23 protein-coding genes are annotated in these 26562 nt (G+C 35.8%); 9 read left to right on the top strand and 14 right to left on the bottom strand.

The genetic code is table 11. From position 1 onward, the window contains the following. Nucleotides 1-9 precede the first annotated feature (9 nt). The 4 genes from VUJ46_RS22615 to VUJ46_RS22600 all read left to right on the top strand — a co-directional run bounded on the left by VUJ46_RS22615 (nucleotide 10) and on the right by VUJ46_RS22600 (nucleotide 2880). A complete protein-coding gene (locus tag VUJ46_RS22615; RefSeq protein WP_326982908.1) occupies nucleotides 10-1140 on the top strand; it encodes a DUF4932 domain-containing protein in 1131 nt (376 codons plus the stop codon). Between the two features lie 217 nt (nucleotides 1141-1357). Next, a complete protein-coding gene (locus VUJ46_RS22610) occupies nucleotides 1358-1990 on the top strand; it encodes an NAD(P)H-dependent oxidoreductase (RefSeq protein ID WP_326982907.1) in 633 nt (210 codons plus the stop codon). Between the two features lie 32 nt (nucleotides 1991-2022). Beyond that, complete coding sequence (locus VUJ46_RS22605; protein WP_326982906.1) at nucleotides 2023-2457, top strand: MarR family winged helix-turn-helix transcriptional regulator; 435 nt, start codon at nucleotides 2023-2025, stop codon at nucleotides 2455-2457. Then, on the top strand, nucleotides 2458-2880 hold the full coding sequence (locus VUJ46_RS22600; RefSeq protein WP_326982905.1) for an organic hydroperoxide resistance protein: 423 nt from the start codon (nucleotides 2458-2460) through the stop codon (nucleotides 2878-2880). 237 nt (nucleotides 2881-3117) lie between these two features. Here VUJ46_RS22600 and VUJ46_RS22595 read toward each other — a convergent pair whose 3' ends face one another. Beyond that, nucleotides 3118-3417 (bottom strand): hypothetical protein, encoded by a 300-nt coding sequence (locus tag VUJ46_RS22595; protein ID WP_326982904.1) that lies wholly within the window; start codon nucleotides 3415-3417, stop codon nucleotides 3118-3120. A gap of 140 nt (nucleotides 3418-3557) precedes the next feature. Here VUJ46_RS22595 and VUJ46_RS22590 point away from each other — a divergent pair, with 140 nt between their 5' ends. Genes VUJ46_RS22590 through VUJ46_RS22580 form a run of 3 tightly spaced genes read left to right on the top strand, consistent with a single transcriptional unit; the run spans nucleotide 3558 to nucleotide 5499 of the window. Then, nucleotides 3558-3809: a hypothetical protein gene (locus VUJ46_RS22590; RefSeq protein ID WP_326982903.1), complete on the top strand. Its 252-nt coding sequence runs from the start codon at nucleotides 3558-3560 to the stop codon at nucleotides 3807-3809. 10 nt (nucleotides 3810-3819) lie between these two features. Beyond that, nucleotides 3820-4377 (top strand): hypothetical protein, encoded by a 558-nt coding sequence (locus VUJ46_RS22585; RefSeq protein WP_326982902.1) that lies wholly within the window; start codon nucleotides 3820-3822, stop codon nucleotides 4375-4377. After that, on the top strand, nucleotides 4378-5499 hold the full coding sequence (locus VUJ46_RS22580) for a lactonase family protein (RefSeq protein WP_326982901.1): 1122 nt from the start codon (nucleotides 4378-4380) through the stop codon (nucleotides 5497-5499). It abuts the gene before it with no gap. Between the two features lie 187 nt (nucleotides 5500-5686). On the opposite strand, the gene VUJ46_RS22575 is transcribed toward VUJ46_RS22580, so the two are convergent. The 12 genes from VUJ46_RS22575 to VUJ46_RS22520 form a co-directional block, all read right to left on the bottom strand. Then, a complete protein-coding gene (locus tag VUJ46_RS22575) occupies nucleotides 5687-6316 on the bottom strand; it encodes a peptide deformylase (RefSeq protein ID WP_326982900.1) in 630 nt (209 codons plus the stop codon). 295 nt (nucleotides 6317-6611) lie between these two features. Then, nucleotides 6612-7952, bottom strand: a complete 1341-nt coding sequence (locus VUJ46_RS22570) for an IS5 family transposase (RefSeq protein ID WP_326981209.1) — start codon at nucleotides 7950-7952, stop codon at nucleotides 6612-6614. A gap of 519 nt (nucleotides 7953-8471) precedes the next feature. Next, a complete protein-coding gene (locus tag VUJ46_RS22565; RefSeq protein ID WP_326982899.1) occupies nucleotides 8472-9290 on the bottom strand; it encodes a tail fiber domain-containing protein in 819 nt (272 codons plus the stop codon). Between the two features lie 533 nt (nucleotides 9291-9823). After that, nucleotides 9824-10648, bottom strand: coding sequence for a tail fiber domain-containing protein (locus tag VUJ46_RS22560; RefSeq protein ID WP_326982898.1), 825 nt, complete (start codon nucleotides 10646-10648; stop codon nucleotides 9824-9826). Nucleotides 10649-11798: 1150 nt separating this feature from the next. Beyond that, nucleotides 11799-12671, bottom strand: coding sequence for a ChaN family lipoprotein (locus VUJ46_RS22555; protein ID WP_326982897.1), 873 nt, complete (start codon nucleotides 12669-12671; stop codon nucleotides 11799-11801). Between the two features lie 271 nt (nucleotides 12672-12942). Beyond that, nucleotides 12943-13971, bottom strand: coding sequence for a hemin-degrading factor (locus VUJ46_RS22550; protein ID WP_326982896.1), 1029 nt, complete (start codon nucleotides 13969-13971; stop codon nucleotides 12943-12945). A 4-nt stretch (nucleotides 13972-13975) separates the two neighbouring features. Then, a complete protein-coding gene (locus tag VUJ46_RS22545) occupies nucleotides 13976-14626 on the bottom strand; it encodes a class I SAM-dependent methyltransferase (RefSeq protein ID WP_326982895.1) in 651 nt (216 codons plus the stop codon). Nucleotide 14627: 1 nt separating this feature from the next. Continuing rightward, entirely contained in the window at nucleotides 14628-15398 is a 771-nt protein-coding gene (locus tag VUJ46_RS22540) for a heme ABC transporter ATP-binding protein (RefSeq protein ID WP_326982894.1), read from the bottom strand. Next, entirely contained in the window at nucleotides 15398-16438 is a 1041-nt protein-coding gene (locus tag VUJ46_RS22535) for a FecCD family ABC transporter permease (RefSeq protein ID WP_326982893.1), read from the bottom strand. Before VUJ46_RS22535 ends, VUJ46_RS22540 begins: the two co-directional genes overlap by 1 nt. After that, complete coding sequence (locus tag VUJ46_RS22530; RefSeq protein ID WP_326982892.1) at nucleotides 16422-17300, bottom strand: heme/hemin ABC transporter substrate-binding protein; 879 nt, start codon at nucleotides 17298-17300, stop codon at nucleotides 16422-16424. The genes VUJ46_RS22535 and VUJ46_RS22530 overlap by 17 nt, the downstream gene beginning before the upstream one ends. Before the next feature lie 22 nt (nucleotides 17301-17322). After that, nucleotides 17323-18432: an HmuY family protein gene (locus VUJ46_RS22525; RefSeq protein WP_326982891.1), complete on the bottom strand. Its 1110-nt coding sequence runs from the start codon at nucleotides 18430-18432 to the stop codon at nucleotides 17323-17325. 10 nt (nucleotides 18433-18442) lie between these two features. Beyond that, nucleotides 18443-20575, bottom strand: a complete 2133-nt coding sequence (locus tag VUJ46_RS22520) for a TonB-dependent receptor plug domain-containing protein (RefSeq protein WP_326982890.1) — start codon at nucleotides 20573-20575, stop codon at nucleotides 18443-18445. 95 nt (nucleotides 20576-20670) lie between these two features. On the opposite strand from VUJ46_RS22520, the gene VUJ46_RS22515 reads away from it, so the two are divergent. Then, nucleotides 20671-21483 (top strand): T9SS-dependent choice-of-anchor J family protein, encoded by an 813-nt coding sequence (locus VUJ46_RS22515; RefSeq protein ID WP_326982889.1) that lies wholly within the window; start codon nucleotides 20671-20673, stop codon nucleotides 21481-21483. Nucleotides 21484-21702: 219 nt separating this feature from the next. After that, nucleotides 21703-22989, top strand: coding sequence for a T9SS type A sorting domain-containing protein (locus VUJ46_RS22510; protein WP_326982888.1), 1287 nt, complete (start codon nucleotides 21703-21705; stop codon nucleotides 22987-22989). 1099 nt (nucleotides 22990-24088) lie between these two features. Here the strand turns inward: VUJ46_RS22510 and VUJ46_RS22505 are convergent. Further along, nucleotides 24089-26470, bottom strand: a complete 2382-nt coding sequence (locus tag VUJ46_RS22505) for a choice-of-anchor L domain-containing protein (RefSeq protein WP_326982887.1) — start codon at nucleotides 26468-26470, stop codon at nucleotides 24089-24091. Nucleotides 26471-26562: the final 92 nt, after the last annotated feature.

Genomic DNA, 26562 nt, shown 5'->3' with positions numbered 1-26562 from the left:
TAATTATCTATGAAAAGAATCATTTTACTCCTGAGCTTATTGCTGAACTTTGTGATGACTGCCCAGGAAACAAGACAGATTCAGTTTGATGAAAAATTTAAAAAAGAATATCAGGGAAGCGCAAGAATTGAGATCAATGAGCTGAAAGAATTGTTGCATATTATGATCGCCATTACCGAGGCTGGTTTAGAAAATGACGATATGATCCAGCAAAACGGAGAATATTATCAGGATGTTCTTCAGCATTTTAAAAAATATGGTAATGAAAAAATCATTATCAAGTTTGATTCTTTAATCAAAGCAAATCCCCTGAACTACGTATTTCTGACAGGAAACGGAACGAGTTATGATTTTAAAAACAACCAGCTGGTTGCTAATACATATTATCTATTTCCGGCTCAAAGTGTTTCCGGGCAAAAAATCACAGTTAACCCTATCACTACTTACAAAAAAGAAATTGAAGATTTTGCCTTAACATCAGGCTTCCGAAAATTCTACAAAGCTCACCTTCCTTATTATAAAAGCATTATTTCCATGTATCATAAGCAAGCCAATCTCGATGAGCAGTGGAAATGGCTGGAGAAAAACTTTAATACTAAAATAAACAGCTACTTAATTTTATGCTCGCCGTTAATTAACGGATTTAATTATACGGATAGCTATAAAGATAAAGACTTTAAGCAAATCGTCATGGTACTTCCTCCTATTGAAGAAGAAAAATCTCTTAGTGAAAAAGAAAATATAGTTTTGAATACGAGAGGAATGTTCACAGAAATTGATCATAATTATGTGGGAACACCTACAAAAAAATACATCAAAGAGATTGAAGAAGCTTTAAAAGACAGGGAAAAATGGGTGAATACCAAACAGGAAGGTACCCAATATTATCCTAATCCCGAGAAGGTTTTTGATGAATATATGACCTACGCTGCCTTTTATCTTTTCTGTGTTGAAAAGTTTGAAAATGATCAGAAAACCTTAGATCATGCCTATTACAGCGTCAATCAGGTGATGAAAGAAAGAGGGTTTCCAAAGATGAAAGAATTTAATGACGGATTACTAGCCATGAAAAAGAAACATCCTAACGAAAAAATCGATGATTTCTACCCTGCATTTATTCAATGGCTCGGTCAACTATAAAATAGTAAAACTGCATGTATTCAATGCAGTTTTTTTTTATTTTTATTTAAAAATCAACACCTTAAGCTATCACCAATAACAATTATAGATTTTTTCAAATGTTAAATTTCACTAAATTAAATTGCACACAATACAATTGTTTATATATTTGTATTGTTAATTCGATCAGGCAAAAGTTCTGAATCAAAAAACAAGTTTAACTTTAAAATAAATAGAAATGTCATTAATAGAAGATTTGAACTGGAGGCATGCCGTAAAGGCTTATGACCCGAGCAAAAAAGTATCGGAAGAAGATTTACATACTATACTGGAAGCAGCAAGACTGGCTCCTACTTCTTCCGGGCTTCAGCCTTTCAAGGTAATTATTGTTGAAAATCAAGGATTAAAGGAAAAAATGGTAGAAGGTGCATTAAATCCGGAAGTGATGAGAGACTCTTCTCATGTGTTGGTTTTTGCAGCCTGGGACAGCTACTCCAATGAAAAGATTGACAAAGTGTATGATCATCATACAGATGTAAGGGAATTGCCAAGAGGGCGTTTCGGAAGTTATACCGATAAAATTAAAGAAATATATAATGCACAGACTCCTGAAGAACATTTTGCTCATACCGCAAGACAAACGTATATTGCTTTAGGTTTCGCTTTAGCCCAGGCTGCAGAATTGAAAATCGACAGTACCCCGGCGGAAGGTTTCAGCAATGCGGTGGTCGATGAAATTCTAGGATTAAACGAATTAGGTTTAAAAAGTGTAAGTTTGCTATATCTTGGTTACAGAGACGAAGAAAAAGACTGGCTTTCTACAATGAAGAAAGTTCGTGTACCGATGGAGGAATTCATCATTAAAAAATAAATAAGGTTAGCTAACCTTTCATGTTCATTCGTATGGAAAATTCAAAATCTTTAAAATTAGAAAATCAGATCTGCTTTCCGCTTTATGTGATTGCAAAAGAGATCACAGGGCTTTACCGTCCGTTTCTTGATGAACTGGACATCACGTATCCCCAATATCTTGTAATGATGATTTTATGGGAAAATGATGGATTGCCAGTGAGCAGTATCGGGGAAAAACTATACCTCGACAGCGGTACTTTAACCCCTCTTTTGAAAAGATTGGAAACCAAAGGATTTATCCGGCGAAAAAGAAAAAAAGAAGATGAAAGAGTGGTTGAAGTATTCATCACAGAATCCGGAAAAGGCCTTCAGCAAAAGGCTTGCGAAATTCCCGAGAAGATACACAATATCATAGACGTTCAGCCACAAGACTGGATTGATCTGAAAGAAAGTGTACAAAAAATATTAAACAAAATAGAAAAATAAATGAAAACGTTATATACAACAAAAGTTACAGCCAAAGGAGGAAGAAACGGTAACGTAAAAAGTGAAAACGGAATTATTGATCTTGAAGTGAGAATGCCAAAGGCTTTAGGTGGTGCGAATGATGATTTCGCTAATCCCGAAATGCTTTTTGCTGCCGGATATTCAGCATGTTTCGACAGTGCCTTGAACAGAGTGATCAGTTTGGCTAAAATAAAAACGGGGGAAACCACCGTTGCTGCACAAGTAAGCATTGGTCAACTGGAAAACGGAGGTTTTGGTCTGGCAGTGGAACTGGATGTGAATATTCCTGAAGTTTCGCTGGACGAAGCGCAGTCTTTAACGGAAAAAGCACACGAAATCTGTCCATACTCTAATGCGACAAGAAATAATATTGAAGTAAAGCTTTCGGTAACGAACAACTAAGATCGAGTTCGTCATAAAATAACAAAATCTGTTTCTGTAGAAGCAGATTTTTTTTGTTTGAACAGAGAGAAAATACCATTGCTGTTAACCTAATACCGTTTTTCTTTTTGGATTTACCTTAAGGTTAAATATCAGCAGCGTCAAGTGAAACCCGATGTATAAGTATTCAATAATGTTATACCCGTGAGAGGGTTAAATGATTAAATGGTATAATACTATTTTCTTTTTGAATTTACCTTAATAAACCCTGAAAGGGTTAAATGTCAGTAGCGTCGGGTGAAGCCCGACGAACAAGTATTTAATAATGGTATAACCCCATAGGGGTAAAGGAAATTTCAAAGATAAAATGGTATAAGTTCGATCAATAAAATATTCTGCTGGATCAATAAGGACAGGCTTCAGCCTGTCTAAAAAAGATGAAACTCCCAGAGGCTTTAGCCGAAATTGATTATAAATTCCGGCTAAAGCTCCCATTCGATTTGAAATTCTATCATTGAGCTGAAACCCAACACTATTGATGTATATCTTAACAGCCATAAAATCAAAATTTTAAATTGTTGATTTTAACAGAACTCAGGTTATTAGAAATAAAATAATTATTTTTATCACATCTTAACAGACATTACAGTCTTATTAAAAACAGAATAACCTAAAAAATCAACATTAAACAACAAGGAATGAGCGGAAAAACAATTTCAGAATTAACAAACGAAGAGCTACTGGACAAAAGAAAGAAAGCTAAAAATGCCAACATTATAAGCGCCGTATTAATAGGTTTTTTTGTAGGAATTGCTGTCTTTAGCGCGATTAAAAAAGGACTCGGATTTTTCACATTTTTCCCATTGATTTTTGTATTCATGCTGATGCGGAATCAATCAGAAGCGAAAGAACTCGATAAAGAAATCAAATCACGTAATCTTCACTTTTAATTCAGAAAAAATGAAAAAAATAATATCTGTATTTTCCTGTATCCTCTATTTTTCAGGAAATGCTCAGACATCACCTCCTCCGGTCATAAAAAATCCTTTAACAACATCAAAAGGGTTAAAAATAAATTCTAGAAAAGGAACACTTATTGAAAAACGAACGATCGATCTCGCAGTATTTAAAACCCTGAATATTCAGAAAATACTGACCACAGATATGTCTGATAATTCTACAGAGAATGTATTGGGAATCATGACCGAAACTGAAACATTTGATACTATTTCCAAGAAAACCCTTACCATTGAAAAAGCGGAACTTATCAAACTTCTGCTATCGCTTCAGATTTTGGACCAAAAGGGAAATGAAACTCAGAATCAGGAGTATACGAAATATAAGTTTGTTACCCTTAGTAATATTGAATTTGGTTGTGTATACCGCAGTTATGCTAAAAATTGGATTCACTATATTAAGCTTCCTTCGTCTTTTAACAATCAAAATCTGATCGAATTTGATAAGACTGAATTAAAACAATTAATTAAAATTTTGAAATCGGCCGAAGAGCAACTATAAATGAAAAAACTCCTACTTCTAGCCTTTACCTTTTCTACAATTCTCTCTGTTTATGCTCAAAAAACATATGCTTTCTTCGGTTCATACAATTGGGATCAAGATACAGAAGGAATTTATGTGTATGAACTGGACACCGTTAAAGGTAATCTTTCAAAAGTGACTTCCTATAAAGGGATTTCAAATCCTTCTTTTCTTACCTTATCATCCGACGGAAAATATCTTTTTGCCTGTACAGAAAGTAAAACTCCGAATGGCGGAAGTGTGAGCAGTTTTGCATTTAATCCTGACAAGAAATCTTTAACCTTCATCAGCAAGCAAAAAAGCGGCGGCGAAAACCCGGTTTACATGATGGCTCACCAAAACGGAAAATGGCTGGTAAACGGAAATTATACACAAGGCAGTGTTTCAGTATATCCTATTTCAGAAGGCGGAAAAATTGAGCCTTATGTTCAGAACATACAATATATTGAAGGAAGTGTAAATCCTAACCGGCAGGAGCGCTCGCACATCCACTCCACGGTTTTTTCTCCCCATTACAACTATCTTTTTCTTCCGGATCTGGGAGCTGATAAGATCAGAACTTACCAATTTGAAAGTGAAAATAAACAGCCGTTACAGGAAGCCGAAATTTCCTTTACAAAAACAACTCCAGGAAGCGGCCCCAGACATCTAACCTTTCATCCTAATGGAAAATTTGCTTATTGTATTGAAGAAATGGGCGGTGCGGTAAGCGTGTATTCTTATGAAAATGGGAAACTGAACAATGTACAGAGAATCAATACACATTCTGAAAAATATAAAGATGATTTTGAAAGTTCTGATGTTCATATTTCGCCTGACGGAAAGTTTTTATATGCTTCTAATCGCGGAAATGAAAATAATATTGCCATATTTTCTATTCAGAATGATGGAACACTGAAAACCATCGGTTATCAGTCGGTTAAGGGAAAACATCCCAGAACATTCGGTCTTGATCCGAGCGGAAAATTTCTGATTACAGCCAATACCGTTTCCAGCAATGTGACTGTATTTAAACGAAATGCAGAAACGGGCTTACTAAAAAAAGTTGGAAAAAAGATTACAATTAAAAATGTGACGAATGTGAAGATGAGGAAATATTGATGGAAGCCATATCTTCGATAATGGGCTGGAAGCCAGAAGATGAAAGTTAAAATCCCGTGTAATTGCTTCATTTTTTACAACACTGAAAATCAATGAAATCAAAAATTTATGATTGATTTTACCAAACATAGCTTCCGGCTCCCGGCTTCAAGCTTCAGTACACTCATCCTGAACTCAGGTTAAAAATTTACCTCGTCACCGAATCACTTTTCTTAAACGCATCTACCGGCTTATAAGATTCATTTTTCTCTTTTTCTTTTTTGTCTGAAATTAAAATTCCCAAAAGGTGATCGATTTCGTGCTGGAAAATAACTGCGGTAAAACCTTCAACAATTTCTGAATATTTTTGTCCTTTTAAATCAACATATTCCAACTGAATCACTTTGCTTCTGTAAAACTGATCTCTGAAATCGGGAATCGACAAATCCCCTTCAGGGCCCAAGTTCTGCAATTCCGATCTCCAGACAATCACAGGATTGATAAAATATTCCAGCGGATCGCCTTTTTTATCAAAACGCTGAACCCAAATTATCTTTCTGTTAATGCCTACCTGCGGCGCGGCAATTCCGACCCCTCCATCCGTTGACAGTAGGGAAAGCTGCATTCTTTTTACCAGGGTGGCAATATTTGGATCTAAAGGATCTGCCTCTTTTGAAAGGCTTAACAGGATTTTATGCTGATGGTCATCCGTAGTCTGATAAATGGGTAATGCCGTATGCTTATCACCTCCGTTGATAATGGAAATTTCTCCGGAACTCAGGGTCTGGGCATTTCCGGAAATTACGGAAAACATCAAGAGAAAAAACAGCTTCTTCATTTTTTATCAATATCTGACAAAGGTAAAATAAAATCTGTTTTCGGAAGATTTTAAAGTAGCATTTTAGGGTCAATACCTGCTTTGTTTCATGTCTTCTGCCAATGGGTTTTCAAAAGCTGGAAAGTATTAGGATAAAAAACCGTACAATATCATCTGTAGCTAAAATTTAACCACAAAAGTCACAAAAGCTTTTTACCACTTTAGTTATTTAAGCTTATTGTTAAGCTGCATAGAAGTGCACCTAAGTTTTTGAAAATCTTTGATTTTCTAATGATGGACTCTAAATAGTCGCTCCTTAAAAAGCTGTTTTTTGACTTTGAAAATTATATTTGCCTAAAAAGATTCGGAGAACAAGTTCGAGCCAAAGAAGAATTTGTTGTTTGATTTGATTCAATCTCATCTTCAAATTGTATCCAATCCCTGCTAATAATGCATTATTAATATCTCCAGCCACTCCTTTCAGGAAGTTTAATCCTAAGGAGTGGTTTCTTTTTAAATGAGAGATACAAGGTTCTATGGCTGCTCTTGCCCGGAATCTTAATCTGGCTACTTGTTGCCCATATTTTGTTTTTTCTTTTTTTGCGGGAAGCAAAATTGCTGTTCCTTCCACTTCTTTGATTCCTTTAAATCCTCTGTCTGTAGTGGCTTTCGTAGGTCTTGTTCCGCCAACGGATTTTCTTACCCTCTCACTCTGTGCCAATGATTCTTCAAGAGTTTTACTATCGTGAGGATTGCCAGAAAATCTCTTTACCGAGCTGATGATCCCTGTTTTCCGACCTCTTACTACTGCTACTTTTGTCCCAAACTCGTATGCTTTTCCCGATTTTCCTTTCGCAATACACGCAACTTGTGGCTCGTGAAGACTGTAAATTTTATCTTTCGTGGTACGTTCTTGGGTGAGTGCTTTAAGGTAAATTTTAAAAACGTCTTCGTAGCCTTTCAAAACATCTTTAGGAAGTTTTCTTTCCAATTCCCGAAGAACTCTTTTACCAATCGTCCTGAGCTTTTTCCTCGCCATTTTTGCCTTCTTCTGTCTTCTGGGATGATGTCCAAAAAAAGCGTCCCGCAATAATTGTTTGCTCACTCTTCTGTAGCTTTGTCTTTGTACAACGCTCTCTTTTTCTGCTATTTTTCTACAATTGTCGATTACTTTTTTTGCTAATTTGGCATCGGTAGGAAAGGTAATGTTCTTCTCCTGAACCGTCGTATCTACCTGAACTTCATCTTCTGTTTTGGCTTTGGGATGGAGAGAAACGCTTTGTCCCAAAAGAAATTCCAAACCCTTATCTCCAATTCTTTTTCTGAAGTGTACAAAATTGCTCGGATCGAAAGGCTGCTCTGTCTGGAAAAAGGTTTCTCCGGTAAAATATTGCCAATACGCATTCTCAATCCATCTCTCTATTACACTTTCATCACTTTCTTTAAACATTTCCTTGAGCAAAAGCATTCCTGCTATTTTACGGATAGCAATAGAAGGTCTTCCGTTTTCTGAAAATAATTTCTCAAACTCTGACTCCATTTTATCCCAGGAAATCTCCCCAGCTAATTTTACCACCGGATGCTCCATATTAATAAGCTCCGTAAGCCTGGTCTTGAATAAATTCTGCTGTAAATCCTCTCTTATTTTGCCTAACATTTTGCCACTTTTTATATCCTAAAAATACAATTTATTGCAATTTTTTACAACGATTTTTTACGAAATATAAGTGCATAAAACTGATAATCAAAATATTACTTGGTTTTTAAGGAATGACTAAATATGAGAAACCTGCGGGAAATAAAATTAGTGCATTTGTGGCCACAGTATGCAGTCCTCAATTTTATCTTTGATAAAATTTTTGCGCCCTAAAAACATAAAGTATTGAAAAAAAATATCTTTGCGTCTTTACGTAAAATCAACAGAAACTGCAGCATCTGTAAAAACCTTGCGAAGATAAAAAGACATAGTGCATTCGTGGCAAAAGAAAAACGATCTTGCAAAGATCTCCAGTACGCGTCTTTATGATACATTTTCACCGCCGATTCAGTGTAAAATCTGAACAATGGCAAAACAAAAAAAGTATCAGAGAACAAAAAGATCTTATGCAGATTCATTTTGCCCTCTCATACTTTAACACCTTATAATGTTAGTTTATTATAGTGAATTAAAATCTTTCTACTTTTGAGAAGACTCCAGCTCTTCTACCCTTTTTGTAAGAGCTTCAATGGTTTTCTGCTGATCCTGCATTCCTTTGACAAGAACCGGAACCAACTTACTGTAATCTATAGCTTTATACCCTACGCTATCTTTATCGGTAGAGACAATTTCAGGAATAATTTTCTCCATTTCCTGTGCAATAAATCCAATGTGAGGATGAAAATCCATATTGTCCTTCAGGTAATAAGAAACCGGACGGATCTTCATTACATCATTAATACCATAGCTAAGGTTTTTAATTCCCGCTTTAAATCGAATATCAGATGGTGTATTATTAACATTGGAAAATACGGTACCGAATCTATTGGCAGCTGAACCTAAATTGACAGCGCTAGGGGTAATAGGATACAAGGTTGTACCGTTCATTCCCAAAATGGAATTAGTACCATAGATGAAAACTAGCTCATCATTAGTATTCGTTCCAATTACCCCCCTTTTACCGAAGGTAGTACCAGTATTAGAAGCCTGAACAGTCATTATAACTCCGTCTGAATTACGAACTCTGATAAAGGATCCATATGCAGCCGATTTACTGTTAACATCCAAATTACCATTAACATCCAGTTTAGCCTGCGGCGCGACAACACCAATCCCTACTGAGCCACTGTTTGTTACGTAAAAATCATTGAGCTGCTGAGCATCTGAAGGGGCACCTGTAGTCGGATTATCTTTTGCTCCGTCTACATTAAAAATAGTCTGAGGATTAGTTGTGTTAATCCCTACTTGAGCGAACGCAAAAGAACTGCTCAATAAAATAGTGAGAATCTGTAATTTCATAATAGATTTTTTTTCATTAATTAGTATCACGAAGATAAGCATTATTTTTACGACTATGTAAATTTTTTTGAAAATTTTTTATTATGTTTAATAAAATTAACTACCACAACATAATATATCACCAACAGTATAAAAATCAAACCATTACAAAACCCTTACTGTTAAAGAATTTTAGATACAGGATAAAGAACAGGCCCACGTATATCACGATAATATGATTTATTTTAATTTGTGTTTTTTTTTTACAAGGTTTAATTCATATTTATTTTTTCAGGTCAATATTCAGTTCAGAGAATAGAGGCCTAAAAAAATCGGTAGATCTGTCTGTGGTAGAAAATCTTCTCATTCAGCAGATTTTGTATACGATAAAAGTCCGCTTCGAAAAGCAGACTTTTAATGAAGTTACCGTTGAAAAGCAATCCCCGGAACCCGGTTTATCCGACTGGTGTCATTGAATATCGCCACCGTTCAACATCAGAAATCAATCTTAGCCAATGTTGTAGTATGCCCCGACTTCTATAGTACGCCTATTCTCACGGGTTTTGTTTGGCTTTCAGTTCTTCAACAGTCCGAGTGAGGATATCAATTTCCCTCTGCATCTCCTGCATGCCTTTTACCAGAACAGGAATCAGCATCACGTAATCTACGGCCTTATAGCCTTCAGTACCTTCGTCCATCGTAACGACTTCCGGAATAATTTTTTCAATTTCCTGTGCAATCACTCCGATGTGCATATGGTTGTCATTTCCTTTTTTTAAATTGTAGGACACAGGGCGCATCTTCATTATTTCTCTGAGACCGTAATCCAATGCTTTTATATTTTTCTTAAACCGGAGATCGGAGATCGTCTGAAAACTCTGTGCATAAACATTTGCAAATATATTTGTGGCTCTTCCTAAATTAATGGTATTAGTAACCGCGGGGAAAAGACCTGTATCATTCATAACGAGTATCCCTGCATTTTCATATACAAAGACGAGATCATCATCCGTTGCCGTACCCAAAATTCCTTTTTTTCCATATGGAGAACCGCTGTTCGTGGCCTGAAGGGTTAACCTTACTCCTTCACGGCTTTCAATTCTTATATGGGACTGTCTGTTTAAAGCATCTGTGTCTTTAACCTGCAAAACGCCATTCACATCTACTTTTACAATAGGTGCAGTAGTTCCTACCCCTATATTTCCGTTTGCCATAATAACAAAGTCATTTTCCTGCTGATCGGCAGAAATTGCGCCTGTGGGTGGATTGTCCTTCCCCCCGTCCACATGAAATACTCCTCCAGGATTAATGGTGTTAACTCCTACCTGTGCACATGTGAATTGAACACCTAAAATAATCGTGATAATTGTTAGTTTCATAATAATTTTTTTTTATGTTTTATGCTTTTCTATTTTAAAATGAAGAAATACTTTAGATAAAGTTATTATTTTCAATCTCAAGACATCAAATAAACAACTAATAATCAATATATTACATCAAATCATCGTTAAATATACTACTTATTGATTATGAAGCCAAAAAAAAGTCAGTTATTTTTTCTTACACCTAATTGTATCTGTCTGACTGTATTCAGGTACTTAAAATGTGAATCCGATAAAAATGAATGGAATCGATTTGAAGAATCGAGTCCGAAACTTGGGGGAGTTGTTTATATCATTTTATCTTTGAAGTTTCCTTTACATTATTGAACCCCTGCGGGGTTATAACATCATTGAATACGTGTTCATCGGGTTTCACCTGGCGCTACTGATATTTATAATCCCTTCGGGATTTAGTAAGGTAAATTCAAAAAGAAAACAGTATTAGATGTCTTTTTTTGCTACGAACGCCTGAATATTTTTATCTCCCACCATTACCACGATTTTATACCGATGAGCCTTTATGTTCAATATTTAAAATGTAAGGAAAAAATCTGCATCATTTAAAAATCTATGAGCGCAAAAGACTAACATTAGAATATCAACTCAGATTCTGCAACCTTTTAACCTAAGCTCGATTAAAAAACAATTTAAAATACTGATTTTATAATTATTAACACACCTACCAATAGCGTTGGGCTGAAAACCGTCCCTATTGATCGAGTAGAATATTTTATTGATCGAACTCAGGTTTTTACTGAGCGACAAAAGTGCAGGGTTTCATCATTAATCCAATATCTGTGATCCACATGCCTGCACGGATAATAGAAAAACAGGCTATCCAAAAAATGAATAGCCTTTTAACAACAATATTACCATAATACCGATAGGGTTACTCAATGGATCCTTCACAGTATCTTAAATTTATTTTTTTCTCATTTGTGTATCATTTGTGTTTGCTTTGATAATTTGTTACTGCAAATCTAGGAACAATAAAAACCAAAAAACTTGAACTAGTTCAAAAAATCCACAAACACCAGGGCTCTATTTAATTCTGAAACAATCCCTCTGTTTGGATAAAGATTTTAACTATGCCTGTGAAAATGCCGGTTAAAATACTGCACTGAGCTTCAAAGTTGCCAGATTTACTTTAGAAAGTCTTTGTCATATCACTTGGAATGACAAGGTTGAAATCTGTAGGAATATACTCCTTTTCAGGAACTTTGAGTTCAGGATTTTCAGATTCAAAAACAGAGATCACTGCCATTTTAAGATTAGGATTTTTCTGTTTGATATACCAGTAAATCCCTCCGAATTCTTTACTGTGATAATTTCCGTTATAATGAATAAATGTCTTTCCATCTTGAAAGTTTTTCAGAATAGATTCCGCCATCGTAGCATCTTTCGTTGCCTGAGCAGAAATAAAATTCATCACTTTGGTACCTTCTGCATGATCACCCATCATCGCTTTCATTTCGGTATAACTAGGCGTATCCAGCGTTACTTTAATCGGCAACTGAGCGATGTATGTTTTTTCTTTTGCCGTTAGCGTATTCAAAGATTCTAACCCTTCTTTTGCCGTTTGTGATGCATATCTTCTCGGAATATTGGTGGCAATGAAATTCAGTTTCTTTGTCTTGGCAAAATCGACCAACGGCTTATAATCTGTTGCATAATTATTCCATAAACGCACAGAATCTTTGAATGTTTTAGCATCAAATTTCCCCGTCAAATATTGATTCAACTGAGACTGATTATCTCTTTCAAACATTTCGGCCCCCAAAATAAGCTGTCCGTTTTTCTGAGCATACAAAGCCTCAGTGATCTTCAGCTGAAGCCAGTGATTGATAGAGCTGTTATGATTTTCACCAAAGAAAATAATGTCGTAATCGGCCAGATCTTTCACCAATTTGTCGGTGTTTACTTCTTTTCCTTTTTTATCGTAAAACTGATAGGCTTTGAAGCTTTGCGCCTGCAATGAGCAGAAACCTGCAAGCAATAGTGCTATTAAAATATTCTTCATTTTTATTCTTTTTTTTAAACACGAATGACACCAATGGTTTTCACAAATATCACCATTATTAAATATAAGCTTGTTTAAACTAATTCTAAATTTAACCACAAAAGAAGCAAAAGACCTTATTCAATTTATTTAAAGTATTTCAAAAGCCTGCAAAAAGAAAAATCTTTGATTTTTTTAACTAATGAGGTATTTGTGGAGATATTTGTGTTTAAGTTAAAACAAAAAGGCCGTCTGCAAAAAACAAAACGGCCTTATAAAATCATCTAACTATTTATTTTTCCAATTCCGCTACAAGGTCTTTCCACTCTTGCAATTCAGGAATTCCCGGTTTTCTTTTTCCGAAGAACTGAGCGATGAAATCACCTTCCTTATTGAATACTTCGATAGCAGTAACTTCTCCGTCTTCTGTAGTTTTTTTTACGATCCATGCTTCATGAATTTTCGTTACATCAAGGTGTAAATTGAAATCCGGATCCATTACATTGAACCACTGCTGGTGCCAAAGAACTTTTTTCACATTTCCGGTATGGATCTGGATAATCCCTCTGTTTCCAACGAAGATCATGATCGGAAGTTCCTTCTCAGACGCATCCTCCAGCACATTTACCACTTTCGCATTATCAATTTTCTTTGTGAATCCTTCAGGAGCCAATCTCAAAGCCTGAGTTCTGCTTACCCCGAATTTTCTGGTCATCATAAAGAAATCATGAGTATCTTTCAATTCAGACCAAGCTTTTTGGAAACCTTCCACATCGATATCCGCATCTGCTTTTTCCTCAGCTTTTGGAGCCACAGCTTCCAATTCTAATGCAGAATTCTGATCATCAGCCTTAAATTTTTCAACAATCACATCAAAAGCTGCATCATTGCTGTCTTTTGTTAAATAGATCTTGTGAAGCGCCAACCCGTCTTTTCCGAAGAACTGAAGACTTTTTTTATCACCTTCCACGACTCCGAAAGCAAATTTCCAGTGGTTTAAAAAGATTCTCAAATCAATTTCCTCACCTACAAAAAGCTGTGCGTGCAGGCTGCTGAAATCTCCATTCAGGTAGGTCCCTTTTCTTTCGTGAACACACTCATCATTTCTTGTAAGTGCCATCACTTTTCCTAACTGTTCAACTTCCGTTAAAATATTTTGAAATTCAGGTTTCAGAACGGTCACGCCCTCCCCTACGTTTGTTGCCAATAATTCAGCCTCGCTTACGCCAAGCTGGTCAGCTGCATTTCTGATTCTCAAATGCGGGTTTTCAGCTTTAAGAGCTTCCCATTTTTCCTTTAAATCGTTAACTAATGTGCTCATTATGTTATTTTTTTATGGTTAAAACTGTGTATATTCTTCTAACGGTTTCATCCCCCGTTTTACTTTTAATTTCTTCGTCTTTTTCTGAGACCTTCATTCTTTTGAAATAGCTTTTAGAAACGGTTTCCTCCATTTCATCGGTATTATACAATGTGAAATCATATTCCGTGAAGGGAAGTTTTTCCATGAAATGTCTTTGTCCGAAAGTAAGAACGAATGTTCCGTTATCTTTTAAAACCCTGTAGATCTCATTTAAATATTCCACCGGATTTTCCCAGAAATAAACTGTGTTTACGGTAAATATTTTATCAAAAGCCTGATCTTCAAAAGGAAGTTTTTTCCCTCCATATAATACAAATTCAGCGTGATCTTTAAACTCTGCATTTAATCTTTTGGCCTCATTATGCATGGTTTCAGAAATATCAATTCCTGTATATTGTACGTTTTGAGCTTTGTTTAAAATGCTTTTAACATGAGCAGCATTGCCGTGACCAATTTCAAGAATCGTTTCATCATCTTCAATTAAAAGCGTTTTAATACTTTCCAGGGTCATACCGATATTCGTGGCATTCATCATCTCACCGATCTCAATACCTTTTTCACCTTGAGGATTGGCCAGATTTTGTGCTAATATTTGTAAGTCTTTCTTTTCCATATTATCCAAAAATAATCATTGGGTTGCTCGTGATCGGATGGTCGCAAATGGTGCACGGAAAATTATACGCATCACTAATGGTTTTTGCGGTAAAAACTTCAGTTGGTGTTCCGTATGCGGCAACTCTTCCGGATTTCATCAATAAAATTTTATCTGCAAACTGTGCCGCAAGATTTAAATCATGCAACACAACAATCGCTGAATTTTCTTTTTTGGTGAAATTTTTAATGATCTCTAAGGCTTTGTATTGATGTTTAACATCTAAATTATTCAAAGGTTCATCCAGAAAAACGAGCTTATTGGTAATATCATTCTGTAGCTGAGCCATTACTCTCGAAAGATGTACACGCTGCTTTTCACCACCGGACAAAGTGTTATATTCCCTGTCTTTTAAATGATAAACATCCGTTTCATACATCATATTGTTCATGGCTTCATGATCCTCCTGTCTCGGCTGTGCATCGAAATACGGGTAACGTCCCATCATCACGACATCTTTTACCTCAAGTGGAATATCATTGCTGTTGTGCTGAGAAAATTTAGCTTTATGTTTAGACAATTCAGCCACTTTCCAATCGCGGATATTTTTATCTTTAAATAAAATCTGATGATGACTTTTCACCTCATTCGCCAAAACACTCAAAAGGCTAGATTTTCCGGCTCCGTTCGGACCTACAATGGCTAAAAATTCGCCATAGCCTAACGTTACATCCACTTCATTCAGGATATAAAAATCCTTATGTTTATAACTGATCTGCTCTGCTTTAACCATTACATTGATTTTTTAAATTTCAATAAAATAGCAATAAAAATAGGTGCTCCCATCATGGCTGTTAAAATTCCGATGGGTAGTTCCGAAGGCTGTACAATGCTCCTGCTAATCGTATCTGCGGTCAATAATAAAATACTTCCCAGGATAGCCGATAAAGGCAGAATATAGTTGTAATTAGACTTAAATAAAAGTCTTAAAATATAGGGTACAATTAATCCTACAAAACCTATCGTGCCTGAAAAAGCCACACAGCTTCCCACCATTAATGAGACGATGATTACAATTTGCTTTTTAAGATTTTCAACATTAATTCCTAAATGCTGTGCATCTTTCTCCCCCAACATCATGGCATTCAATGCCTTTCCTTTTCTCAAAAGAACCGAGTAAGAAAGTATTAAAATCACCGTCAGAATAATATTCTTCGTCCAGGTAGCAGCCGCTAAACTTCCCATATTCCAGAATGTCAGATCTCTTAACTGATCGTCTTTTGAAATATAGATCAGAAAACCTACAATAGAAAACCCAATGGCAGAAATAGCAACACCCGTTAAAAGCATCATCACCACATTGGTTTTACCACCGCTTGTAGAAATTCTGTAGACCAGTAACATCGCCAAAAGCGAACCGATGAAAGCAGCAATCCCGACAAGGGAAAACTGCACTACCTCAGGAAGATACTCTCTGAAATACCCTCCTAAAACAATGGTAATTGCTGCCATCAGGGTTGCTCCCGCCGTAAGCCCGATAAGATCTCCCGTTGCCAGCGGATTTCTGAACAATCCCTGCAAACTTGTTCCTGATACCGAAAGCATGCTTCCGATAAGAATAGCCATGATAATTCTGGCTGCTCTTACATCCCAGACTACATACTGATCACTTAATGATATACCGGGGTCATTTTTCATTACTTTTCCCAACACTTCAAACGCAGATTTACCCCCAAAATCGTAAACTCCTGTATTGAGAGACCATACTGCTATAAGAATAAGCAGTATGGTACTCATTGTCATGTAAAAGTATAATTTACTTTGTGCTTTCAACTAATAATTTGTTTAATCCTACTGCAGCCTCACCCAGTCTAGGTCCGAAACCTGACACTAAACCTCCGTCCATTGCGATAATTCTCTTATTTTTACCGGCATTGGTCTGGGAAACACCCGGCATTTTCAATGCACCTTCGTTCCCCCCCGCACTTTCCAGTCCGCTAGAGAAGAAGAATAATACATCAGGATTTGCCTTTACTACGGCTTCCGGCGTTAATGGTTTGAAATCTTCAAAATCCTTTACCGCATTTTCACCACCAGCTAATCCGATCAGTGCATCCATTGGGGTATTTTTTCCTGAAACCATCAGCATATTTCCTCTTGCATAGATGAATAATACTTTAGGTTTTTTAGCGATAGGCTGTACCTGCTTTAAATCAGCATCGATTTTATCCGTTAGTTTCTGATAATCTGTATTTCCGATCGCTTTGGCTACGTCGGCGATTAATTTTTTCGTTCCGTCAACCGTAAACTCTTGCTTAAAAGTCTCCGTTTTGATCCCTGAAGCTTTGATTTTACCCATCAATTCAGGATTGATGTCTTTATCAGAAGCTAAAATTAATGTTGGATTTACAGACATGATTGGCTCGATCGTCATTGATCTCATATGCCCTAGATCTTTAGCCGTAGCTTTTAAAGATTCTGGATAAGTGCTTGTAACGTCTGTTGCTACGATTTCTTTTTCGTGACCTAAAGCGGCAACGATTTCCGTAATTCCGCCGTTTAACGTTACAATTTTATTATTAGATTTTGGTGTTTCTGAACTTAGTTCTGTTGCATTTTCTGTTTTAGCCCCTTCTTCTTTTTTACAAGAATACACTGCTACCAGCACAGAAGCCGCAAGAATGAATTTTTTCATGATATACTATTTGATTTATTTTTTACAACGGATTATATTCAAACTGAGGGAACCCTCTTACTCCATCTTTATCTGTAATTCTTGAAAACTTAAGTTTAAAATAATTACCTTCAGGATCTTTTATAATATAAAATCTGTCTCCATATACTTCAAGCCCATTAACCCCTACAGGATTTCTCCAGTTTGGACCAATTGAGCGCTGATCATTATAAATAAATTTCGAAGCATCAACATCTGCTTTTTTAAAATCTTTATATGTTTGTGCAGCAACATTCGCAGCAACTTTTACTTCATAAGAACCAGCACCTCCTACTATATTTGTAGTTACAAAATCACCATATACATAAGTTCCAGCCCCTTCAATGATATTAGTGAATACCGTAAAGCTAATATCCCACTTATTTTTTTCAGGCTGAATAAAAACTTCTTTATTATTTTTAAGACTTACAAAATTGAAATTATATGCTGCATTTTTAGCAATCGTAAGTTCTTTATGAGTAGTTGCACCAAGTTCTGCATACTTTACTTTATAGCCATCTCCAGATCTTACTACCTGAACTTTCATCCATCCCCTGCTATCACCTCCCGTAGCAATAGAGCCTACAGGAACGCTGCCTGTATATAGATCTTTTCCCATATTAACAAGATAAATAGCATTCTCACTATCTACCGCATTCACATCTGCTATTGCTGTATTATCTGTTGGGAAATTTCCATTTACATTATCAACATAAGCTACATTTGCAGGATTAAAACTAGCAACCTGAACTTGATTTTTCAATGCTGCTACATCTGATTCTTTTACTAAATCGATATTTGTAGCACCGGTAATTTTTCCTGCTGCCATCATAACAGAAGAATTAATAATAACCTTAAAAGAACTTCCTGAATAAAATCCCATGTCCCAATCTGTTCTCTTAGTAAGAGTTTCTTTTGGTCCTTCTTTACCATTTACAATACTAATATCACTAAGATCTATCCACACCTGATTGGGTTGTGTAGGACCTCCAACATTAGCATCTGATATGATGCCATCGGATGGTAAAACTGCTACCGGATCTTCATTATCATTAATACAAGATTGAGCAACGAATGATGTTCCTATTAAAATATAAAACAGTATTTTTTTCATTGTAATAATTTTAAAAATTGTAGTTTACTCTAGCAAAATAACTTCTGCCGTAGAAAAGGTTTTGATTTCCATTACCTGCGTTGTGAGCATCACCAGCAGAAACAGTATTTCTAATAGTAGAGACATCAAAAATATTCTTGATACCAAGGCTTACTTCAAAATGATCTTTGAAAAAAGGCTGTGACACCGTAAAATTCAACATATTAAAATCTTGAACTTCACCCAATACAAACTTACCTGGATCTGTGCTCAAACTAGTGGAAGGAATATATGTAAATTGTTTTCTCTTACCTGTATATTTATAATATAAAGCAAAGAGTGTTTTTGTATTATCCAATGTGTAATTTGCCCCTAAATTTGCTTCAACATAATAGTTATAGTCACTAGGCGAAGTAATTTGTCCTGTATTTAAAGCTTGTGAAACTCCCATAACAGAAACACCGGTATTTAAAGTTAAATTATCTTTGCGAATATTCAAGCCTCCTCCGAATAACATTGATTTATATTTGTTAACGTTTAAATACGTATATTTTAAAGGTTCAAGATTTATAATAACACTTTCTATTCTATCATTCACATCTAGATACATTCCAGATAAACTTAGATTAAATTTCCAAGCTCCAGAAGAGCTGGTGTTATAATCCCAGAATAATCCTGCTGAATACCCTGTTTCAGGTTTAAGATTTTCATTTCCACGAATGTCATGATTGTTATCTACTACGAAAGTATACAATTCATCATAAGTAGGAAATCTATTTGCTGATCCGAATACGGCACGTATATCTGAATTCTGAGAAGTATTAAATTTTGCAGTTACTGAATAATTATATTGTGAATCAAATTTATCACTTAAAGCCAATCTCACTCCTGGACGTAATGATAACCAATTATTAGCCTTCCATTCAGCAGATAAGAAATTGGCATAATTGAATATGGTTCTATTAATATTTTTTCCGTTATTATTAGATTCAAAAGTGACAGAATTTGCATAACCTTCCGTTCTGTCTAATTCATATCCTAACTGAAAATTAATCTTATCGCTATTAAGGAAATTACTGAACATCCCTCTAGAATACAATACTTTTGACTCATAATAAGTAAGCTCCGGATCTTTAGAAAGTGTTGCTCTATTAGGAACATCATAATCATATTCCTGATATTTTCTTTTCTGTGTCTGATAAGAAAAATCTCCGTTATAATTTATTCTTCCAAGTTTAGTTTGAATATTAAACTGATGAAGCCATCTATTGGTAAAGTAATTTCTGTCTTTAGCTACAAAAGTTTTGCTTCCGGATTCATAATCAGGATTTATAATTTGGTTATAGCTATTGATTTCTTCATTAAGATAATTTACCTTATAGAAGAATGACGTACTTCCTTTCGCATATCTAACGGCAGCATTTGTGATGAGTTGATCTTTCGGAAGCCATTCATATCCTCTTAGTCCGTCGTTACCTTCACTAAAATATTTATAACCATTATATTTTCCTTTGAATCCTTGGAAATCATTATGGTTTATGTCTGCACTTACCGACCAATTATCATTGATTCTATATCCTAAATTTAAGGATTGAACATGACGCCCATTACCTTTTTTAAACCAATCGTAATCCTTTCCAACGGTTTCTTCCTGTAAAGAAATTAAGGCATTGAATTTTTTAGAATAATTTTTCTTGGTAATGATATTGATAACACCTGCAACAGCATTATTACCATATTCAACTCCCATAGAACCTTTTACAATCTCAATTCTTTCAATATTATTAACATTGATTTTTGAAAGATCTACAAGATTTCCCATTCCCTGATCGCTTACTACAGGAATATTATCAATAAGAACCTTCGTATACTGACCGCTAAGCCCCATAATATTGGCATTAGAATCTCCAGATCCAGAATTGGGTTCAACTAAGATATTAAGATTTTGATTTAGAACCTCTGCTGCATTGGTCACAGCCATATTTTTAATTTGCTGTGCATCAATTACTTCAACTTTATAAATAGATTTATTGATAGATTGTTGCATATATTGTCCTGTGATGACAACCTCTTCTATATTTTTCTGTTGTAGAGAATCTTTTTCCTGTGCATTTACCCATAGAACGGCAGACAATGACAGTAAAGAAAGCACTTTCTTCTTCATAGACGCAAAAATTTTTCGCAAATATAGCGCTTTATTTAGAACAATTAAAAATAATTGTGTATTTTTGTGGAATAATTCTAAATAAAAATAACGTTATGAAATTAAAACTACTTTTAGGAGCTTTGATGTTTACGGCTGTTACAGCTAATGCACAAGTAGCATTTATTAATGAAAATTTCGATTCATTTACAACTTTAGGAACAGGTTCTTTACCTCAAAATGGATGGACAACAAAAATTAATCCTGTAGATCCATCGGCTGATCCTGTTCTAACTGTTGAGGGGCCTAATGGAATTGCTGATAAATATATTCAAGCTTATTCTTTTACATCTCCTAACATTCCTTTTTACTTAATTTCTCCACAAATTGTTGCTCCTTCAGGAGGACAGACGATTTCTGTCACTACTTTAAGAATTGGAGGAATTCCTGGAGGAAACGGAACTCTTGAAATAGGATTAGTTGCAAATCCTACCGATATGTCTACATTTACATCTATCGGAACAATAACCCCTATTTCAACAGCTACAGCTACTAACACAACTTTTAATGTTCCTTCATCATCATACCAGTATATTGCATTTAAGTTTTCTGCAAACTCTGCTCACCAAGCGTTACGCCTTGATAATATAGTGCTTACACCTGCAAGTAGCCTCGCAGTTTCTGACAATGTAAAATTTTCTAGTAAGAGTACTCAGTTTGCAGTAACTGCAGATAACACAGCATTACAGTTTGTAGCGAAGAAAGATCCTAAAAATGTTCAGGTATACTCTGCATTAGGAACTAAAGTGTCTGATGGTAAGCTAAATAATTCTAGAGTTGACATCAGCCAACTTCAGTCAGGTGTTTATTTCGTTCTTATTGAAGAAGCAGACGGAACAGCAACAAAATCAAAATTCATCAAGAAATAAGATTTTATTAGACTAATCATATTAAATAAGCCGATTTATGAATTTTCATAAGTCGGCTTTTTCTTTTCAAATCATCCAAAAAAGCCCATTACATAAGCATATTTCAGAAATTTAATGTTCAAACACGATAAATATCATGTTTTTATTTAGAATTAATAAAAATTATTTTATAGTTTTGTGGAATCATTCTAAATAAGGAATTTAAACATTAAAGATATTATGAAAACAAAATTACTCTTGGCTTCTCTGTTTGCCCTTTCAGTTCAGCAAACCGCTTTGGCTCAAACAGATGCTAATGGATATAACACAGTAAATCTTACCATGGGACCAGCTTATCAAAATCGTGTATTTTTCGATTTTAGTGCAAACAGCATTGTTTCTCAGCCGGCCAACACATGGGATATTGCTTTTTACAGAAACTCTTCAATGGATTTTGGTACGAGAATTAATGATGCACAGACTATACAGGTTTACGAGGCATCTAATGTGCCTGCAAACTGGGATAATATCAATATCGCAAATATTGGTTCTTGGGGAGCACCTAAATATAATCCGGATATTACTACACGTTTGCAAGACGGGGCTTTCGAACAAGGATCTGCATCTTTTGGATGGGGAGATTATCAACCTAGTCACCATGTAGAAGGAAAAATTATCTTTGTTTTAAAATATGTTTCAACAGATCAGTATATCAAATTCATGATTGATGATTATTTCGGAGGATATACCTTCAAATATTCAAAATGGAATGCAGCTACGTCTACATGGGAGCCTACGCAGACAAAAACAATTGCAAACGGTACTGATGATGCTTACTTCAACTATTTTTCATTCGCTACAGGAGAAAAAGTAGCAAATCTAGAACCACCAAAGGCAAATTGGGATCTTATGTTTACAAGATATTATACCGATTTTGTATATCCCGGAGGATCTATGATGTATAAAATGGCAGGAGTTTTACAGAGTCCAAACATTACTGTTGCAAAAGTACAGCCTGAAACTCAGGATACTTCTGCTGCAACACTCCCAGCTTCTACCTCATTCTCAAACAATATCGCTTCAATAGGTCATTCCTGGAAGCCTACCAGTGGTTTTTATACAGATGCAGTTTATTATGTAAAGCAAGGGTCTGATTACTACAGAATGTATTTCATATCAAACGGAGGTGAAACAAGCGGAAACACTTACTTCAAATACAAAAACATCACGTCTGTGTTAGGTGTTACGGATATCGCCGGTAAAAAAGCATCTTTCGGTATTTATCCAAACCCGACTACGGCAGATAAAAAAGTAACAGTTTTGTTTGATGTTAAAGAAAAACTTGACAACAAAGGAAATGTACAGGTATTTGACCTTACAGGAAAACAGGTCTATCAGGCAGAATTAAGCAATCAGGCTGGATTCTACAAACAGGATTTAGACTTGTCAAGACTGATCCCAGGAAACTATCTGGTAAAAATTACTTTTGGCGGAAGCTCAGAAACCAAAAAGTTAATTGTAAAATAAAAAAGTGAATTGTGAATGGTTAATGAGAATTTTTAATTCAGACCAATATCAATTCAAAAAAATCTAAATTTTAATACTTTCTATTTTTTCTAATAAAGGCTGCTTTACAAGTGTGAGGCAGCCTTTTATTGACAGACCACAACACGAGACTACCTTATTTATATGATGACTCTTTGTTGGTTGTCATAAAAAAGTACCCCCATTAAAGTCTGTTTCGCACTCTTACCCTTCTCGGATCAAGTACAAAAGTTGGGGACTAGGCAAAAAAGGTTAGATAATGTAAGATGAAATTTTTTGCTCTCGCAGATTTTGCAAATGAAGCGGATTCTTTTCCTTACACTTTACATATTGAACACAAAGCCACCCCAAGTTTTTTGACACCTCTGTTTTAAGTCTCACCCAACCGTTCTACCTATAAAAAACAGGAAAAGATAAGCAAAGAAAATGAACGATATCATCTGTGGAAAATCTTTGATTTTCTAATGATGGGCTCTAAATATGAGAAATCTGTGAGAAATAAGAATATTCGTACATTCGTGGCAATATTAAAACCCCTCCATTTTATCTCTGATAAAATCCTTGCGTCTTAAAAACATAAAGCATTAAAAAATATCTTTACGTCTCTGCGAAAAACCAACAGAAACAGCAGCATCTGTGAAAATCTTTGCGATCTGGGCGAAATAAAAATATTCGTGCATTCGTGGCGATTATTTTTCAGCCCTCCATTTTATCTTTGATAAAATCCTTACGCCTTAAAAACATAAAGTATTGAAAATATATCTTTGCGGCTTTGCGAAAAACCAACAAAAAAGCATCTTCTAAGGCAAATAAAAAATATTAGTGCATTCGTGGCAAAAAATACATCTAAAGAATTTCTCCCCAAGTTTTGAAACTGATCCGATATTATAACCCCGCAGGAGCTGAATAATCCAAAGGAAATTTCAAAGATAAAATGGTATTAATCTCCTTTTATGTCCAGTATCGCTATCAAAGTCTTTACTAATTATAATAAATATAAGTGAATAGCGAAAAAACAAGTTGACAAACAAAATGCCTTTCAAAATAATTGAAAGGCATTTTACAACAATACATGATATAGTTATTCTCTGTTTTTAAGAAGGATCCATCCTGATCTTTCCATTTTCACTTTGGACTTATCATAGTCAAAGTTAAATTTATACCAATAGGTACCTGTTGGCAACCTCTTGCCTCCTACAGTCCCATTCCAGATCGGTGTGTCTTTCGAGAATTTAAACATCTCAGCACCGTATCGATCATAAATAGACCCCAGGAAATTTTTGTATTTCGTCATTGGCGTCAGATCCAGTACATCGTTCACCCCATCTTCGTTCGGAGTTATAATATTATTGATTTTCAGCGTAAAGAATTCAATTGTTCCTAAACAGGAAGTTCCTTTCACCCTTACAAAAATAGTATAGGTATTATTATCCAGAAGGTTTGTAAATACGTTTGAATCCTGCCAATTGATTCCGTTATCAATGGAATACTCAAGAACTCCCGTAATATTATTAATCGGAGGATTAGCAGCAATCACTGTTAAATTATGGTCATTATCATAGCTTAAATTCGTAAAAAACGGAATAGCAGCTCCCATCACTTTAGCCTCGAAAATCTTTTTGCAGAATCCATTGTCGATCTCAACGGTATAAATTCCCATCTGATCTACATTGATGGTCTGGGTTGTTGCTCCGTTGCTCCATAAATATTTATAGTTTGTTCCGGCTCCTGCATCCAATGTTACGCGGTCTCCGATACACATTTCTACATCTTTCAGAGGGCTTGTCAGTGGATCCGTTACTTCAACCGTAACCAAAGCCGGATTCAGAGATCGGCATCCTTTCGGTCCTACTGCATATACTTTAAATGTTGTCGTCTGATGTACATTGACAGTTTGGGTATCTCCTGTTCCCGGGAAGTTTTCCCACAGATACGTAGCACCACCTGTAGCTTTCAGTATTACGGGTTCTCCCGGACATACTTTTACTCTATTGGAGCTTACCTGAGCCGTTGGGGTAGCTTCTTTTGCTAACGTCAGCTCAATCAATTTACTACAAAAGAATCCATTTGAAACGACAGTATATAAAATTTGACCATCGCTACCATTGTAGTTTAAGATATTGGTGATATAATTACCATTCTGTGCCAATGCATCTGCCTGATCTTCATAAAAATGGAAAACGGCACCTGGTGTAGGACTGATTAAAGGCATTGCCAGATTCAAATCATAGGTTGTAATATCGGGGGTCGTACATAGTAATAAGGTAGCATCCTGTGCCAGTGGGGTGAATCCTCCATTTACTTTGATAGAAGCCTTACCAGGACAAGGATTTCCGGGAACAGAAACTTCAATCTCGTAATCTCCCGGTGTCACCACCGTAATTGTATTGGAAGTTGCTCCGGGAATTTCCACACCGTCTCTGTACCACTTATACAGCAAATTAGGATCGCTTACAGAAGCCGTAATTACCTGTGGAACATTATCACAAACATTCACTGAAGGAGGTAAAGCAGCACCACTAGGATCTAACAATTCTACCCCAATGTTAAATGAGCCCCCTTCAAGGAAAACAGCAGAGTCATATCTTCTGTCTGAAGCATCAGCAATTACCATTTTAAAATGATAAGACTGCCCAGGGACTACAGTTGCTGTAGCCGTAAGCGGAATTGTTCGCCCGCTGAAGTTGGTTTCAATATTTGCGGTATTATAGCCCCCGAAAAAGGTTGGGTTTACGGCACCACAGGAAAGGACAGCACCGCTAAATTCAGTATCAGGGCGTATATTGGTTACACTTACTGGGCCCGCACCACTAGGAAGAACTGCCATATTCACATAAGGACCACCTGCAGTAGGCCTTAGCAATAAAGCAAATGCATCCGAAAAGCTACATGGGAAGCCTCCTGTATATTCCTCGGAAGCAAACAGGTAATTGAATTTTACCTGAGAGGAAGTCGGAACGAAATCAAACTCCAGGATGGCGGTATCCTGTAGTGAGACAGAGGGATTGGTCGCTGCTACAAGATCAGCATCACTCCCTGTTCCCAGAGTGAATCCCAGGGTACTAATAGGGGTATCGACATCGATATAAGAGTTTCCTGCTTCACTGGCCTTACCGGTCATTAAAATAATCCCGTCCTTAAAAGGAAAGGCAGTTGTGGCTCTGTTAAAATATCCCCAAGCCCTGTCAGGATCACTGGCGCTAAGCCCGGGATTTATCACGACATTAGAAACATTGGGCGTAAGACAAGAGTTCGTCCCTGACGAGATCAATACATCTTTTACCAATTGTTCTACAGTGTAGGAAGACTCCGCATAAGAAGGATCATTAACATCAATGAATGCACCTGCTTTTTTGTCAAGGTTCGCTCTCGGTTTGGAATTTACTTTTCTGGGGGGGGAATTTTGTGAAAATAGGAAATTGGATGAAACTAAAAATAATAAAAACGGTAGATATCTTCTCATAATACTTTTGTTTCAACAAATTTAATTTTTTTTTAAATAAACCACATAGATATTTAGCTTTTTTTACCATAAAAAACAAAAGTCTTTCAGAT

This window comes from Chryseobacterium sp. MYb264, from assembly GCF_035974275.1.
GTDB lineage: Bacteria > Bacteroidota > Bacteroidia > Flavobacteriales > Weeksellaceae > Chryseobacterium.
Note: the sequence above shows the minus strand (reverse complement) of the source record. Positions and strands in the feature narration are given on the sequence as shown.

Bases quoted from the DNA above. Each gene is read 5' to 3' on its own strand.
- VUJ46_RS22525 (WP_326982891.1), bottom strand. From the start codon at position 18,432: ATGAAAAAAATACTGTTTTATATTTTAATAGGAACATCATTCGTTGCT.
- VUJ46_RS22505 (WP_326982887.1), bottom strand. From the start codon at position 26,470: ATGAGAAGATATCTACCGTTTTTATTATTTTTAGTTTCATCCAATTTC.
- VUJ46_RS22515 (WP_326982889.1), top strand. From the start codon at position 20,671: ATGAAATTAAAACTACTTTTAGGAGCTTTGATGTTTACGGCTGTTACA.
- VUJ46_RS22565 (WP_326982899.1), bottom strand. From the start codon at position 9,290: ATGAAATTACAGATTCTCACTATTTTATTGAGCAGTTCTTTTGCGTTC.
- VUJ46_RS22575 (WP_326982900.1), bottom strand. From the start codon at position 6,316: ATGAAGAAGCTGTTTTTTCTCTTGATGTTTTCCGTAATTTCCGGAAAT.
- VUJ46_RS22520 (WP_326982890.1), bottom strand. From the start codon at position 20,575: ATGAAGAAGAAAGTGCTTTCTTTACTGTCATTGTCTGCCGTTCTATGG.
- VUJ46_RS22585 (WP_326982902.1), top strand. From the start codon at position 3,820: ATGAAAAAAATAATATCTGTATTTTCCTGTATCCTCTATTTTTCAGGA.
- VUJ46_RS22610 (WP_326982907.1), top strand. From the start codon at position 1,358: ATGTCATTAATAGAAGATTTGAACTGGAGGCATGCCGTAAAGGCTTAT.
- VUJ46_RS22530 (WP_326982892.1), bottom strand. From the start codon at position 17,300: ATGAAAAAATTCATTCTTGCGGCTTCTGTGCTGGTAGCAGTGTATTCT.
- VUJ46_RS22595 (WP_326982904.1), bottom strand. From the start codon at position 3,417: ATGGCTGTTAAGATATACATCAATAGTGTTGGGTTTCAGCTCAATGAT.
- VUJ46_RS22570 (WP_326981209.1), bottom strand. From the start codon at position 7,952: ATGTTAGGCAAAATAAGAGAGGATTTACAGCAGAATTTATTCAAGACC.
- VUJ46_RS22590 (WP_326982903.1), top strand. From the start codon at position 3,558: ATGAGCGGAAAAACAATTTCAGAATTAACAAACGAAGAGCTACTGGAC.
- VUJ46_RS22600 (WP_326982905.1), top strand. From the start codon at position 2,458: ATGAAAACGTTATATACAACAAAAGTTACAGCCAAAGGAGGAAGAAAC.
- VUJ46_RS22605 (WP_326982906.1), top strand. From the start codon at position 2,023: ATGGAAAATTCAAAATCTTTAAAATTAGAAAATCAGATCTGCTTTCCG.
- VUJ46_RS22555 (WP_326982897.1), bottom strand. From the start codon at position 12,671: ATGAAGAATATTTTAATAGCACTATTGCTTGCAGGTTTCTGCTCATTG.
- VUJ46_RS22550 (WP_326982896.1), bottom strand. From the start codon at position 13,971: ATGAGCACATTAGTTAACGATTTAAAGGAAAAATGGGAAGCTCTTAAA.
- VUJ46_RS22545 (WP_326982895.1), bottom strand. From the start codon at position 14,626: ATGGAAAAGAAAGACTTACAAATATTAGCACAAAATCTGGCCAATCCT.
- VUJ46_RS22615 (WP_326982908.1), top strand. From the start codon at position 10: ATGAAAAGAATCATTTTACTCCTGAGCTTATTGCTGAACTTTGTGATG.
- VUJ46_RS22540 (WP_326982894.1), bottom strand. From the start codon at position 15,398: ATGGTTAAAGCAGAGCAGATCAGTTATAAACATAAGGATTTTTATATC.
- VUJ46_RS22560 (WP_326982898.1), bottom strand. From the start codon at position 10,648: ATGAAACTAACAATTATCACGATTATTTTAGGTGTTCAATTCACATGT.
- VUJ46_RS22580 (WP_326982901.1), top strand. From the start codon at position 4,378: ATGAAAAAACTCCTACTTCTAGCCTTTACCTTTTCTACAATTCTCTCT.
- VUJ46_RS22510 (WP_326982888.1), top strand. From the start codon at position 21,703: ATGAAAACAAAATTACTCTTGGCTTCTCTGTTTGCCCTTTCAGTTCAG.